We start from the raw sequence: 14,906 nt of genomic DNA on the forward strand, positions 1-14,906 counted from the left end.
GAGCTCAATCATGAAAGTTTATGAAGCCCTCCGTTGGGCTTCTTCTTTTTTAGAAGATACGAATGGAGAAGTGCGGGCAGCAGAACTATTATTACAACATCATCTTGGACTTTCACGGACTGAGTTTTTCATGCAAATGCAAAATGAGCTAACAACCGAGCAACAGCAAGCCTTTCAAGCAGATATTGAAAAACACGCATCAGGCGTTCCGGTCCAGCATTTAATCGGATCTGAACAGTTTTACGGCCGGACATTTTCTGTCAATGAGGACGTTCTGATTCCGCGTCCAGAAACTGAAGAGCTTGTTCTCGGTGTGCTCACACGAATCAAGGAGCACTTCGATCATGATCAGCTACGTGTTGTTGATGTTGGTACAGGTAGTGGTGCAATCGCGATTACGCTCAAGTTAGAGCAGCCAAACCTTGAGGTTCAAGCAGTCGATATCGCCCAAAGCTCACTTGATGTGGCTAGCTTGAATGCCGACAAGCTCGGTGCTGACGTTGCATTTAGCTGTGGTGACTTGATCAAACCGCTCATAGAAAAGAACAAAACGGTTGATGTTGTCGTCTCAAATCCACCTTACATCCCGTATGAGGAAGCGATGGCGCTTGATTCGATCGTCAAAGATCATGAACCGATGCGCGCCCTTGTTGGTGGCGAGGATGGTTATGATTTTTATCGACGCTTTATGGATGAAATCCCACAAGTGCTTGCAAGCAAAGGCTTAATTGCTTTTGAAGTCGGAGCTGGCCAAAGCGAGACGGTCGCAAACCTTTTAAAAGAAACGTTTCAAACAGCTGAAGTCGAAGTTGTTTATGATATTAACGGCAAAGATCGTATCGTCTTTGCAAGAGTCGGTTAACCGTCTCGTTGTCGATCGCTAAAAAAATTGTCGGACGATTTATTGTTTGGGTTTGCCTTTCACGGTCGAGACTGTGACTGTGAAAGGTTGGTGGCAAAACATGAACAATAAAGTAATCATTTATTTATTTTTTTCTTTAGCAGTATTAATGATGAATTGGGAGGCGCAAAAAAGTATCGCCGTAGCAGCCTTCCATCAAGAAGTTGATCAAGATGATGCGATCCGCTTACGAATTTTAGCTCATAGTGATTCAGTGAAAGACCAATACTTAAAACGAGAAATTCGTGATCACGTTAATGAAGCGATTACTGAGTGGGTAACAGATATCGCTGACTTAAATGAAGCGAAGCAAGTGATCTCAGAGCGTATTCCAGAGGTCGAAGAAATCGTTGCCGCAGAGCTTGATAAGCTTGGACTTGATCAATCGTATAATGTTGAATTCACAGATGTTCAATTTCCGACGAAGCTATATGGAAACATCGTTTATCCAGCTGGTATTTATGATGCCGTCTTAATTACACTTGGCGATGGGAACGGTGAAAACTGGTGGTGTGTCCTTTTTCCACCGTTATGCTTTTTAGATTTTGCAAATGGTGATGCGGTTGAACATCAGTCAGAGGATGGCGAGGAATCGGAAGAATATAAGGACCGTGATGTAGAAGTATCCTTTTTCCTCGTTGAAATCTTTTCAAAAATTGCTGATTGGTTTAAAAAGTAGTCATAAAACGGAACGCCTGTCCATAGATATTCTAGTAGATAAACTAGGATAGATTAGGCACTAAAAGGATTGGATCATCTTTTTAGGCCTCAATAGATATAGGAGGGCTTTCGTGTGAGTATTGTCATTCGTATTGCAGAAGAGAAGGATTTACTACCGATTCAGCGTCTTGTTGCAAAAGCTGGGTTAAGTGACAGTGGCATCGAACAGCAAGTTGAAAATTTTTTAGTCGCTGAAGATGATAAAAAGATCGTTGGAACGATTGGAATTGAAAAGGTTGGGGTGGACGGGCTCTTACGTTCACTCGTGATGCAATCAGACAATTGGAATGCAAAAATCGGATTGGAGTTTGTGCAGCTCGCACTTGCTTATGCGGAGAAGCGAGGGATTGAGACGCTCTATTTATTAACAAAGCAGTCGACGGAGTTTTTTGAATACCTTGGTTTTAAAGAGGTCGGTGAACAAGAGGTACCAAAGCATCTAAAAGAGTCACCACACTTCAGTCAATTTACTAGTGGTGTTACAAAAGTGTTAGCATGCCGATTAAAGGAAGAGTAAGCTATTTTGTTCACATGTGTATAAAAACGCACCAATTACAAAAACTTACCCACAAGTTATCCACACCCGTGGATAACTTGTTTTTTCGTTCTTGAAGAGAGTGGCTAAGTGCGCTGTTGACAGGCGTCAGTAAGCAAGTGACAATGGAAGAGTTAGGAGAGTGGCGTGATGAGTTATAAACAGACGAAGATGTGGATTGTGGATAAAGTTGATCATAACTTGCAGAAGTCCGCAGAGATTAAGGAAGCGGCGTTGTGGATAAGTGAGGGGGAGGTCGTTGCCTTCCCGACCGAAACCGTTTATGGACTTGGGGGCAATGCTTTAGAGGACGATGCCATTGCGAAAATTTTTGAAGCGAAAGGACGTCCGAGTGACAACCCGCTCATTGTCCACATTGCAACGAAACAGCAAGTTGAGGAGTTAGCGGCTGATATTCCAGAGATGGCTTCAAAGTTAATGGATGCTTTTTGGCCTGGACCATTAACATTGATTTTACGAAAACAGGCAGCGATTGCTGAAAAGGTGACAGCAGGTCTTGATACGGTTGCGCTAAGGATGCCGGACCATCCTGTGGCACTCGCATTGCTTGAGGTAGCTGGGGTTCCTGTAGCTGCACCGAGTGCCAACTTATCCGGAAAGCCGAGCCCGACGACAGCGCGTCATGTCGATCGTGATTTACATGGCAAGATTGCCGGGATTGTTGATGGTGGTGCAACAGGAATTGGTGTTGAATCAACCGTTGTCGACTGTACAGGTGATGTGGCGATGGTGTTACGCCCTGGTGGGATAACGGCAGAGCAAATCGCTGAGGTTGTCGGAGAGGTTAGTGTTGACCCAGCATTAGGTGAGTCAGATCTCGCACCGAAGTCGCCAGGGGTGAAGTATACCCATTACGCGCCTAAAGGGGCCCTCTATTTAGTGGAAGGTTCTCGCGAATACGTGCAGACACTAGTTAATGAACAAAAACAAGAGGGGACGAAAGTTGGCGTATTGACGACGGTTGAAGGTGAACATGCCTATGATGCTGATGTCGTTCTTGCTTGTGGATCACGTGAGCAGCTTGCATCTGTTGCAAGTAAACTTTATGAAACGCTTCGTTCGTTTGATGATGGAGGTGTTGATGTGATTTATAGTGAAGTTTTTCCGAATGAAGGTGTCGGGGTAGCCATTATGAACCGTCTTGAGAAGGCGGCTGGTGGACGAATGGTATCTGAAAAATAATCGATCGTTTTCATTCATTTCCTTAACAGCTGAAACTATCAAGAGATCTTGTCTATTTTCTCTTGGACTTGCATACATTGGTTGAAGTAGCAGGTTTCAAGGGGTGATTGGATGTTGGCGGAGATGATTACGCTTTTGATCATGGCGCTTGCCCTTGGGATGGACGCCTTTTCAATTGCGCTTGGGATGGGGATGATTGGTTTACGAAATCGGCAAATATTCAAGATTGGCGTAACGATTGGTGCCTTTCATGTGATTATGCCGTTGCTTGGTATTCTTGCTGGTCGCCTGATTTCAAATTATTTTGGGATGATTACAACAGTTATTGGTGGAGGCTTGTTGCTTATCATAGGACTGCAAATGATTCTTTCCTCCTTTCAAAAGGATGAAGATCCGATGATGCGTCCAGTTGGAGTAGGCTTGATGGTATTTGCGATTAGTGTCAGCCTCGATAGTTTTTCTGCTGGACTCAGTTTAGGAATATTAGGGGCAAAAACGCTGTTAACTGTCGCGGCATTTGGGATTGTCAGCATGTTTTTATCTTGGATTGGCCTTTATATGGGCAAGAGGTTCCAACAGTGGATCGGCTCCTACGGTGAACTGCTCGGTGGCTTTATTTTAGTTGGGTTTGGACTGAAACTACTTGTGCCGTTCTAAGTCAAGGAAACGCCTAGATTGGAATGTTGGTTTTCAGGTGATTTGTGGTAAAATAGACGAAAAGTTCTAGCAAATACTAGAAAACGTACAAACAAGAAAGGATGTACATACAATGAAACGATTTCTTTTCGTTTGCACGGGTAACACGTGTCGTAGTCCATTAGCTGAAGCGTTATTACGCGAACGACTAAAAGAAGAGGTTGAAGTGAAATCTGCTGGTGTGAGTGCTTTTCCAGGACAGGACGCCTCTAGCGGTACAAAGCAAGTCCTCGAAGAGATGGGGATTGCTAGTGATCATAAGTCACAACTTGTATCAGACAAATTACTTTCTTGGGCGGATGTTGTGTTAACGATGACGGATAGTCATAAGCAACTACTCAATCAGCAATTCCCGTCAGCGATAGAGAAGGTCTATACGTTAAAGGAATACACGGGAGCTGATCATGTTGATCGCAACATCTCAGACCCTTTTGGCGGACCGGTTGAAGTCTACCGTGAAACGGCAAAAGAAATCGAAGGCTTAATTGAGCAGCTTGCAGAAAAAACAAAGGGAGATTAACTAGGAGCTATGGGGAGTAACTATCGATTTAGTATACGTAAAAAGCTAGTTGCGGGCGTGATCGCGCTTGCTTGTATTACTTTTGGCTCAAGTGCTGTGGTCATTTTTTTCTTAGGGGATTTTTTACAAGAAACACTTGGGATCAGTGAAACAGTCTTGATTATTGCAACGTTAATGAAGGGGATTTTTTGGAGTGCGTTGCTCGGGTTTCTAGCTGCGCCGATTATTACAAAGCCTTTGTCGCAATTAGAGCAAGCTGCCCGTCAAGCAGCTGAAGGGGATATTCGTACCGATGTTGAAGTGCCGAAATCGGATGATGAAATTCGTGCTTTAAGCTTGGCCTACAATGGGATGCAAGCGAATTTAAGGAGGATGGTTAACGATATTGAGGGGACGTTTACCGTCACGAATGAAAAAGTCGCTGAAATTACCGAAGCGGCGGATGCGGCTTCAGCAAATGCAGACAATATTAACCGAACAATTAATGAAATCTCGGCTGGTGCAGAAAACTCAGCGAATGCGATTCAGACAACCGCTGAATCGATGGAAGAAGTGACCGCGCTTGCTGATAACGTGCAACAGCTTGCCACGCATTCAAAGCAATCGTCAACAGAGATGGTTGAGACGCTTGCAACGAGCCGTGAAGTGATCCATTCATTAGTATCAGGGATTAAAAAGATTGCTACAGACAACGAGAAGTCATTAAGCGCGGTTAACACGCTTGAATCACAAGCCAATCAAGTTGAAGAAATCATTTCACTTGTTGGCGATATTGCTGAGCAGACGAACTTATTAGCATTAAATGCATCCATTGAAGCAGCCCGAGCTGGTGTGCAAGGCAAAGGGTTTGCTGTTGTTGCCGATGAAGTGCGAAAATTGGCGGATGAGAGCTCCCACGCGGTGCAAGGGATTACAAAATTAATCCAAGATATTCAAACAGAAGTGAAAAATGTTGTTGGTCACATTAAAGATCAAGTTGAGGTCGCCAATACCGAGTCGACAAAAGGAACAGAAACGAATTCAGCGATTGCTGAGATGGAACAATCGATCACCGAGGTGGCCGATGCGGTTCATAACATTTCCGAATTAGTCGATAAGCAGCTCATGGCGATTCAGACAACATCAACAGAAACGCAAGAAGTCGCAGCCATTGCCGAGGAAACATCGGCGGGAGCGATTGAAGTGACATCGGTCAACGAGCAACAAACAGAAGTGGTTCGTGAGATGGCGAAAACCGCTCATGTATTATCAGAGCAAGCTGACAAATTAAAAGAAACAATTGATCAATTTACAACATAAAATAGTAGTGCGTGTTCAAGCATCTTCTAAAGATAAAAAATAATGGGGGTATGAAAGATGAAAGTAGCAATTGGTTCAGATCATGGTGGATTGTCAATTAAGGAAGAAATCAAAAAGATGATGGATGAGGCTGGGATTGAGTATGTTGATGTAGGTTGTGACTGTACAACGTCTGTTGATTATCCGGATTATGCCATTCCAGTTGCCGAAAAAGTCGCTGCCAAGGAAGTTGATCGTGGCATTTTAATTTGTGGAACAGGCATTGGCATGTCGATTGCTGCTAACAAAGTCCAAGGTGTACGTTGTGCGCTCGTTCACGACCTGTTTAGTGCCAAAGCAACACGTGAGCACAATGACAGTAACGTGCTAGCGATGGGAGAACGTGTCATTGGACCAGGACTTGCTCTTGAGATTGCAAAAGTGTGGTTAGACACAGACTATGAAGGTGGGCGACACGCCAATCGCGTTGGCAAAATTACCGACTATGAAGCCCGTTCGTAAGTGAAAGGAACGTGTAGTCATGAATGAACTTAAACAACAGCTTGAAACGGTACTCGATGATTTACATGCAGCGATGCCGTTAGATGAGCACAAGTTACTTGTGATTGGTGCTAGTACAAGTGAGGTCATCGGCAAGCATATTGGCTCTAGTGGTACAGAAGAAGTTGGTGAATCATTATTTGCAGCGATCAAACAATATCAGCAAAAGACGAACGTTCAGCTTGCGTTCCAATGTTGTGAGCATCTAAATCGTGCGTTAGTCGTTGAACGCGCAACGGCTGAGGCACGTCAATATGACATCGTTTCGGTCATTCCCGTTAAGCAAGCGGGTGGCTCAATGGCGACTTATGCCTACCAACAGCTAAAAGACCCTGTCGTTGTTGAGTTTATTCGTGCAGATGCCGGAATTGATATTGGTGATACGTTTATCGGTATGCATTTAAAACATGTCGCCGTCCCTGTGCGCAGTCGCATCACTGACATTGGACAAGCCCATGTGACGTTAGCGAAAACAAGGCCGAAAATGATCGGCGGTGCTCGTGCCGTATATGAAAGAAAGCAGGATCATGAAAATTGTACGTAAAAAGATTTCAAAAAGTACGGAATTTAGTTGCTCGAAGTGTTAAAATATAGCTGGATATGCTAAAATGATCTCAAAACACGAATTATGCTAAAGTTGAAAGGGGAAGGGAAATGGAATTTTTAAAAAAACAAGACCCAGAAGTTTTTGCAGCGATTGAAAAGGAATTAGGGCGTCAACGCGATAAGATTGAATTAATCGCTTCAGAAAACTTTGTTAGTGAAGCAGTGATGGAAGCTCAAGGTTCGGTTCTTACTAATAAATATGCGGAAGGTTACCCAGGTCGTCGTTATTATGGTGGTTGTGAGCATGTTGACGTAGCAGAAGACCTTGCTCGTGACCGTGCAAAAGAGATTTTCGGTGCTGAATATGTAAACGTTCAGCCACACTCAGGTGCTCAAGCGAACATGGCTGTATACTTTACTATTTTAGAGCCAGGTGACACGGTTCTTGGGATGAACCTATCTCATGGTGGTCACTTAACACACGGAAGCCCAGTAAACTTCAGTGGGGTGCAATATAACTTCGTTGAGTACGGTGTAGATGAAAAGACACAAACCATTAACTACGATCAACTTCTAGAATTAGCAAAAGAGCATAAGCCAAAGCTAATCGTTGCTGGGGCTAGTGCGTACCCACGTGAAATTGATTTTAAAAAGTTCCGCGAAATCGCTGATGAAGTTGGCGCTTATTTCATGGTTGATATGGCTCACATCGCTGGTCTAGTTGCCACTGGCCTTCATAACAGCCCAGTACCACATGCTGACTTTGTAACAACAACAACACATAAAACACTACGTGGACCTCGTGGCGGTATGATTTTATGTAAAGAGGAATTCGGTAAGAAAATTGATAAATCAATCTTCCCTGGAATCCAAGGTGGTCCTTTAATGCATGTCATCGCAGCTAAAGCTGTTGCTTTTGGTGAAGCATTAAAACCAGAATTCAAAACATATGGTGAAAACATCATCAAGAACGCACAACGCCTAGGCGAAACGCTTAAGAGCGAAGGTGTTGACCTTGTCTCTGGTGGAACGGACAACCATCTTGTTCTTCTTGACTTAAGAAGTCTTGGGTTAACAGGTAAAGTGGCAGAAAAAGCATTAGATGATGTTGGGATTACAACAAATAAAAACACAATCCCATTTGACCCAGAAAGCCCATTTGTAACGAGCGGTATCCGTATCGGGACAGCTGCTGTCACGTCTCGTAGCTTTGGTGAGGCTGAAATGGACGAGATTGGTAAAATCATCGCCTTAACGTTAAAGAACACAGAAAACGAAGCAAAGCTAAAAGAAGCAAGCGAGCGCGTTTCTGCGTTAACGAGTAAATTCGAAATGTACCCAAGCCTATAATAGATCAAGGAGACAGATGCCTATTTGCGAGGGCGCTGAAAAAGTGTGAACTTCACTTTTTCAGCGCCCTTTATGTAATGTGCGAAGCCGTTGCATCTTTTAGCTTGCTACGATTTGGTTTCTCGTAGCAAGCGAGCAACGTGCGGAGCCATCACTCTTCCTCAATTGGCCTGCCTATTACTTTTTCAGCAGACTCTCCATTCGTAACCCCGACTAAAAAAGAGTAGCCTTTTCAAAATCAGCGAAACCCCAAACGGTGCGAACCGTTTGCGGCGACGGCAGTCGCCGTAGTGGGGACAATGAAGAGTATAGTTGAAAGCTGATTTAGCTTTCAACTGTACTCTTCATTGTAACATCGGTAGGGGGTTAAATCTGTGAAACAGGCATACTCGCACCGCCTTACAGTTTTTATGCATGTATATCTCTACTTTAAGCGGGCAGAAAGTAAGTTGAACTCCCTAACCTTCATTCGTACACCCCCACTAAAAAAGAAAAGCCTTATCAAAATCAAGCGAAACCCCAAACGGTACAAACCGTTTGCGACGACGGCAGTCGGCGTAGTGGAACAATGAAGAGTTCGTTGAAAGCCGGTTTTTGCTTTCAAAAGAATCTCGTAATTGTAACCACGGTAGGGGTTGAGCGGCTCAACCTAACAAGGAGGTCTAGGTGTACGTTATATTGGTTTTGATTAGTCACTTGAGGGAATTGTGTCCTAAAATGCGCGTGAAACCCAACTTGTCGGAATTTTTCGGAACTTGAATAACTTTCGCTTTTTATGTAAAATTTCAAGGAGTAAATTGTTTTCATAATAAAGGAGCGCATAAAAATGAGTAAAGTATATGTATTTGATCACCCGCTAATTCAGCACAAATTAACGTATATCCGTGAAAAAACAACAGGAACAAAAGAGTTCCGCGAGCTTGTTGATGAAGTTGCCGCTTTAATGGCTTTTGAAATCACTCGTGACTTACCATTAAAAGATGTAACCGTAAATACTCCAGTTGGACCAGCAACATCGAAAGCGATTGCTGGTAAAAAATTAGGGCTAGTGCCAATCCTCCGCGCAGGCCTAGGTATGGTTGATGGGATTTTACGAATGATTCCAGCGGCTAAAGTTGGCCATGTTGGATTATACCGTGACCCAGAAACACTACAACCAATTGAGTACTACGTAAAGTTACCAAAAGACGTGGAAGAGCGTGAATTTATTGTGATTGACCCGATGCTAGCAACAGGCGGCTCAGCAGTAGAAGCTATACATAGTTTAAAGAAACGTGGAGCAAAAAACATTAAGCTAATGTGCTTAATTGCAGCCCCAGAGGGTGTAGAAGTGTTTCAAGAAGCGCATCCTGATGTTGATATTTATTTAGCAGCTATGGATGAAAAGCTTGATGAAAAAGGCTATATCGTTCCAGGGCTAGGCGATGCTGGTGACCGTTTATTTGGTACGAAATAACCAATAATATGATCGATGAAATAGGGGAGGGGATCTCGTGGAAAAAGTGAAAGTGATGACGGTATTTGGAACGAGGCCAGAAGCAATTAAAATGGCTCCGCTCGTGTTGGAATTGAACAAGCATCCTGAAGAGATTGAATCAATTGTAACCGTAACTGGGCAACACCGTGAAATGCTTGATCAAGTTTTGCAGATCTTTGACGTAACACCTGATTATGATTTAAACATCATGAAGGAACGACAAACGCTTGTTGATGTAACAACAAATGCATTACAAGGGCTCGATAAAGTGATTAAAGAAGTAAAACCGGATGTAGTCCTCGTTCATGGCGATACAACGACGACGTTTGTAGCTAGTCTAGCAGCCTTTTATAATCAAGTATCTGTCGGTCATGTGGAAGCGGGCTTGAGAACGTGGAATAAGTTTTCGCCTTTCCCAGAAGAGATGAACCGTCAGCTTACTGGGGTCATTTCCGACTTGAATTTTGCTCCAACAGAAAAAGCTGCTAACAATTTACGAGCTGAAAATAAGGATGAAGAAACGATATTCATTACTGGGAACACCGCAATCGATGCGCTCAAAACGACGGTCTCAGAGTCGTATCATCATGAAGTACTTGAAAAAATCGGTGATGACCGCTTCATTTTATTAACAGCACATCGCCGTGAAAACTTAGGAGAGCCGATGCGCAATATGTTCCGTGCGATCAAGCGTCTTGTCAATGAACATGAGGATGTACAAGTGGTTTATCCTGTTCACTTAAACCCAGTTGTTCGTGAGCTTGCTGATGAAGTTCTTGGCAATGACCCGCGCATTCATTTGATCGAACCACTAGGTGTGCTTGACTTCCATAACTTTGCTTCAAAAGCGGACATCATTTTAACCGATTCTGGTGGCGTTCAAGAAGAAGCACCGTCATTAGGCACACCAGTCCTAGTGCTGCGTGATACCACTGAGCGTCCTGAAGGGATTGAAGCTGGAACGTTAAAATTAGCGGGCACAGAAGAAGAGCACATCTATACGCTTGCTTACGAGTTGCTAAATGATGATCATGCTTATCAACAAATGGCAAAAGCCTCAAATCCATATGGAGATGGCAATGCCTCAAAACGAATTGTTGATGCGATCCTTTATCACTTCGAACGAAAAAGCGAGCGGCCGCTCCCTTTCCAACCATAACCGATCTTGAATATAGTAAGCTGCCCTAACGGTTGATACGAATCGTTAAGGTAGCTTATTTTTGTATTTCGTGAGGTTGTCCCCTAGTGGGTAAATAAAAAACAGGATGACCTGCGTGAAGTGTTGGGGATAACTCGTTTTGTGATCGAATGTCCACATGTGGATAAATAACGGAATGTGGATCCGTATCGAAAGGACTCACGATCCGCTAATTGAGGAAAAAGGCTGAAAAAAGGCGTGAGTCGGACTGAGGATCCGCTAAAGGGTTAAAAGTAGCTCGGAAACAGTTCTAAAAAGCAAAATAGCGAATTAAGGGTCCGTTGGTGAGGGGAAAACGAGTCATTTAAGCGGAATAGAGGAATGAGAGTCCGCTTAGGATTGAAAGAGGACTCAGAATCCACTAATTGAGGGAAAAAAAGCTGAAATCGTCAGACCCGTGCTGAGAGCTGAAAAGTCTCCTAAGCTCAGCTACCACCGAAACCTACACCATCCCCTCATCTCCTCAAAAATCATTTACATGAAATCTATCCTTTCGTGCCATACTAACGAAATAACACGAATCGATGGAGGGGTACATGTGAAAAGAGCTGTGAGTCTAATGATGATAACTCTATTGTTCGCCATGTTTGTTATCACACCTGTTGCAGAAGCGAACCAATTTCCAGAACGCCCCCCGATTCCTGTACACATATCAGCTGAAGAAACCATTGTTATTGTTGAATTGTCTGATGATCTACAGAATGTAATCGAAGTCGTCAAAGATAAAATTCCTTCAGGAAAGGTACGTAAAAAGTTTGATACATTATTTTCTGGTTTTTCATATCAATTACCGGAAAATAAAATTCCCTTGCTTGAAGAAATTTCAGGTGTTGAGCGCGTCAGCCGAGTTGTTACATATGAGGCAACACTAGATGAAAGTGTGCCTTTTATAGGCGGTGAGCAAGTTCGTGGACAACTCGATGAGAACGGATCTCGACTGACGGGCGAAGGGATCACTGTTGCTGTGATTGATACAGGAATTGATTACACCCACCCTGATTTAAAAGATAGCTATAAAGGCGGGTTTGATGTCGTTGATTGGGATGAAGATCCGATGGAGACGAAAGCAAAACAAGGACCGCCTACGCTTCATGGCACTCATGTATCAGGGATCATTGCTGCAGATGGTAAGGTCAAAGGCGTGGCACCGAAAGCCGATTTACTAGTCTATCGTACGCTTGGACCAGGTGGACAAGGCACGACCGAACAAGTGATTGAAGCGATTGAAAAGGCAGTTGAAGATGGAGCTGATATTATTAACTTATCGCTCGGTAACAATGTCAATGGACCTGATTGGCCAACAAGCTTAGCACTTGATAAAGCCGTTGAGCATGGTGTTGTCGCTGTTACATCGAATGGAAATAGTGGTCCAAACATGTGGACAGTCGGCTCACCGGGTACGTCCAAACATGCCATTTCAGTTGGAGCGTCGTCACCTCCACTAAAGAAGCCGTATTTAACGGTTTTTGGAGAAGACAGAGAAATTGATATACAGCCACTTAGAGGGTCAAAGCCCTGGATGATTAAGAGAGGCCACCCAATTGTTTATGGCGGGTTAGCTCGTGCCAATGACTTAGAAGATGTAGACGGAAAAATTGTCTTAGCAAAGCGTGGGGTTATTCCGTTCACGGAAAAAGCGATGAATGCAAGAGACGCCGGGGCTAAGGCACTACTCATCTATAACAACACGGAAGGAGCCTTCTTAGGAGGGCTTGGTGAAGATGCGGAGATTACCGTCGCTGCTCTAACACAAGAAGACGGTGAATGGTTAAAGGACATCATTGATCATGAAGGTGAACCAGAACTGCGGACGATTTATCGTGAGGAGGAAGACTTGCTTGCCTCATTCAGTTCAAGAGGGCCAGTCACCCATTCGTGGGATGTGAAACCAGAGGTCGTCGCTCCAGGCGTGTCGATTGACAGTACGATTCCAAAAGGCTACTTAGGTCTAAATGGAACGAGTATGGCAGCGCCCCATGTTGCTGGAGCTGCTGCATTAATTAAACAAGCTCATCCAGACTGGTCACCGGAACAAATCAAAGCAGCGCTCATGAATACGGCAAAACAGATCGTTAACAAAGAGGGTGAGACCTATTTGCCACATGAGCAAGGAGCAGGCAGAATTCAAATCGATAAGGCGGTAGAGGCGGATACGTTGGTTTATCCTGGAGCCGTAACATTCGGAAAATGGTCACTGAATGATCGCCGTGAAACGAAAGAAATAACGATAACTGTTGATAATCAATCAGAGAAAACAAATACGTATTATGTTGATCCGCCGCTTGATGCACCAGACGGCATTCAGTGGAAGGCGCCATTTTCGTTTACGCTTGCACCGAAAGAACGAAAAGAAGTGACCGTGACGATGGATATTATGCCTTCTGTTCTTAAGGAAGGAATTCATCATGGGAACATTACGATCAAGGGCGGAAAAGAAGACATTGAAGTTCCTTACCTATTTTTTATTGAAGAGCCTAATTACCCACGTGTGATGGCATTTAACTTTGAACATGGGGATGAGCCCGATTCGTACCGATATGAAATGTATTTACCTGGTGGAGCAGAAGAGGTAGGAATTGCGTTATATGACCCAGACACGTTCCAGTTTATTACGTATTTAGATGTGAAAAAAGATATTACACGCGGATTGTTAGAAGTGGAACTTGAGGATATTGGATTAGAGGATGGTGTCTATAAAGCACTCGTGTTTGCGAGTCAAGACGAACAAGAAGATACAATTGAACACACGCTTTACATCGGTGAGCACCCATAGCCTTCACTGATAAAAAAAGAAAGAAAGGAGATCATTCGTTGGAATCAAGCGGTGATCTTCTTTTGTTATTTTAATATAATTTCAAGAAGTTGTACTAGAACACGATCCCTCTGGAAATAAAGGAAGGTTATAAGCCCGAGTGAAAAAAATTGCGAAAAATGTCATCAATCCCGTACGTAAAAATGAACGTTTTTTAACGATTTATTTTGTAAACATAGCGTTCAAATTTGACACTTTCGACAAAAATGTGAACAAAAAAATCAGTGAAGGAAATGACTGGTTTTTTCTTGGTAAAACACGTTGACAATAGGTTTACCCTATTGTACGATTACAAAGGATATAATGATAAGGTTTACATATTTAACGGTGTGATAAAAATTACAGCAAGATCACCTGAAATATGCTCTAGTGGCTCCAGAGTATAGTTATGACAGTAGCAAAGGCGAGGATCACGTCATAAACTAGCTTTAAAAGGGGGGCATGATCATGAGCAGAAAATCACAAAAGTCGCTCGTCCGCGCAATGGCGTTAATGACATCAATCGTATCCTATTTAGTAGGGCCCATTTTAGTGGGAGTCTTTGGCGGTAGATGGATCGATGGCTATTTGCAAACGGAACCGATTTTTTTAATTGCTGGCTTGCTAGTAGGTCTTGCAGCAGGAGTTTATGGACTGGCTCGATTAATAGGCGAATTTTTAGGAGAAGATGAATGATGGACCAGTATGCAGCTAGTATGAGGCGCTACGTTCAATATATGCTTTATGTGGTCGCGCTATTTGTATTAGGATGGGGATTTACCCCATACGATTCAATGTTTTTAGGGCTCATTCTTGGTTCTGCTTTTAGTTTTTATAACTTATGGAGCATGTACACTAAAATGAAGCAGCTTGGACAAGCAGCAACAGGAGAAAAAAAGGTCTACTCAATTGGAACATTATCGCGCTTTGCTGTTGGGGCACTGGCAGCGATTATTGCGATTCGTTACCCGGAAACATTTCACTTGGTAGGTGTGATAATAGGTTTAATGCTAACCTACATTATCATCTTAATAGATTCTTTATTGCAAATTAGACGCTTGTAGAAAACAAATGAATACCTTTTATCGACCCTCTCGCGCACAAGCGTTCGATCGTTAATTTGTCTCTGT

15 protein-coding genes are annotated in these 14,906 nt (G+C 43.3%); all 15 read left to right on the top strand.

Going from position 1 to position 14,906, the window contains the following annotated elements:
* The first annotated feature begins 10 nt into the window (after positions 1 to 10).
* The gene (gene prmC / locus KH400_RS04590) at positions 11 to 862 is read left to right on the top strand and encodes a peptide chain release factor N(5)-glutamine methyltransferase (protein ID WP_217222364.1); all 852 of its coding nucleotides are present in this window, start codon (positions 11 to 13) and stop codon (positions 860 to 862) included.
* Between the two features lie 100 nt (positions 863 to 962).
* On the top strand, positions 963 to 1,580 hold the full coding sequence (gene spoIIR / locus KH400_RS04595) for a stage II sporulation protein R (RefSeq protein WP_217222366.1): 618 nt from the start codon (positions 963 to 965) through the stop codon (positions 1,578 to 1,580).
* Between the two features lie 114 nt (positions 1,581 to 1,694).
* Positions 1,695 to 2,138 carry a GNAT family N-acetyltransferase gene (locus tag KH400_RS04600; RefSeq protein WP_217222368.1) on the top strand — a complete coding sequence of 148 codons (444 nt, stop codon included), beginning with the start codon at positions 1,695 to 1,697 and terminating at the stop codon, positions 2,136 to 2,138.
* Between the two features lie 168 nt (positions 2,139 to 2,306).
* Positions 2,307 to 3,359, top strand: a complete 1,053-nt coding sequence (locus KH400_RS04605) for an L-threonylcarbamoyladenylate synthase (protein WP_438821101.1) — start codon at positions 2,307 to 2,309, stop codon at positions 3,357 to 3,359.
* A 111-nt stretch (positions 3,360 to 3,470) separates the two neighbouring features.
* Positions 3,471 to 4,016, top strand: coding sequence for a manganese efflux pump MntP (locus tag KH400_RS04610; RefSeq protein ID WP_217222370.1), 546 nt, complete (start codon positions 3,471 to 3,473; stop codon positions 4,014 to 4,016).
* 112 nt (positions 4,017 to 4,128) lie between these two features.
* A complete protein-coding gene (locus tag KH400_RS04615) occupies positions 4,129 to 4,575 on the top strand; it encodes a low molecular weight protein arginine phosphatase (RefSeq protein ID WP_217222372.1) in 447 nt (148 codons plus the stop codon).
* A gap of 9 nt (positions 4,576 to 4,584) precedes the next feature.
* Positions 4,585 to 5,874 carry a methyl-accepting chemotaxis protein gene (locus tag KH400_RS04620; RefSeq protein WP_217222374.1) on the top strand — a complete coding sequence of 430 codons (1,290 nt, stop codon included), beginning with the start codon at positions 4,585 to 4,587 and terminating at the stop codon, positions 5,872 to 5,874.
* A gap of 57 nt (positions 5,875 to 5,931) precedes the next feature.
* Positions 5,932 to 6,375: a ribose 5-phosphate isomerase B gene (gene rpiB / locus KH400_RS04625; RefSeq protein WP_217222376.1), complete on the top strand. Its 444-nt coding sequence runs from the start codon at positions 5,932 to 5,934 to the stop codon at positions 6,373 to 6,375.
* A gap of 19 nt (positions 6,376 to 6,394) precedes the next feature.
* Positions 6,395 to 6,958, top strand: a complete 564-nt coding sequence (locus KH400_RS04630) for a TIGR01440 family protein (protein ID WP_217222378.1) — start codon at positions 6,395 to 6,397, stop codon at positions 6,956 to 6,958.
* Positions 6,959 to 7,068: 110 nt separating this feature from the next.
* Positions 7,069 to 8,310, top strand: a complete 1,242-nt coding sequence (gene glyA / locus KH400_RS04635; RefSeq protein ID WP_217222380.1) for a serine hydroxymethyltransferase — start codon at positions 7,069 to 7,071, stop codon at positions 8,308 to 8,310.
* A gap of 826 nt (positions 8,311 to 9,136) precedes the next feature.
* Positions 9,137 to 9,766 (top strand): uracil phosphoribosyltransferase, encoded by a 630-nt coding sequence (upp, locus tag KH400_RS04640; RefSeq protein ID WP_217222382.1) that lies wholly within the window; start codon positions 9,137 to 9,139, stop codon positions 9,764 to 9,766.
* Positions 9,767 to 9,821: 55 nt separating this feature from the next.
* Positions 9,822 to 10,946: a non-hydrolyzing UDP-N-acetylglucosamine 2-epimerase gene (gene wecB, locus KH400_RS04645; protein ID WP_217222660.1), complete on the top strand. Its 1,125-nt coding sequence runs from the start codon at positions 9,822 to 9,824 to the stop codon at positions 10,944 to 10,946.
* A gap of 577 nt (positions 10,947 to 11,523) precedes the next feature.
* A complete protein-coding gene (locus KH400_RS04650; RefSeq protein ID WP_312889028.1) occupies positions 11,524 to 13,758 on the top strand; it encodes a S8 family serine peptidase in 2,235 nt (744 codons plus the stop codon).
* A gap of 486 nt (positions 13,759 to 14,244) precedes the next feature.
* Positions 14,245 to 14,472: an AtpZ/AtpI family protein gene (locus tag KH400_RS04655; protein WP_217222384.1), complete on the top strand. Its 228-nt coding sequence runs from the start codon at positions 14,245 to 14,247 to the stop codon at positions 14,470 to 14,472.
* A complete protein-coding gene (locus KH400_RS04660; RefSeq protein ID WP_217222665.1) occupies positions 14,472 to 14,840 on the top strand; it encodes an ATP synthase subunit I in 369 nt (122 codons plus the stop codon). The genes KH400_RS04655 and KH400_RS04660 overlap by 1 nt, the downstream gene beginning before the upstream one ends.
* Positions 14,841 to 14,906 lie beyond the last annotated feature (66 nt).

Source organism: Desertibacillus haloalkaliphilus, assembly GCF_019039105.1.
GTDB classification, from domain to species: domain Bacteria; phylum Bacillota; class Bacilli; order Bacillales; family KJ1-10-99; genus Desertibacillus; species Desertibacillus haloalkaliphilus.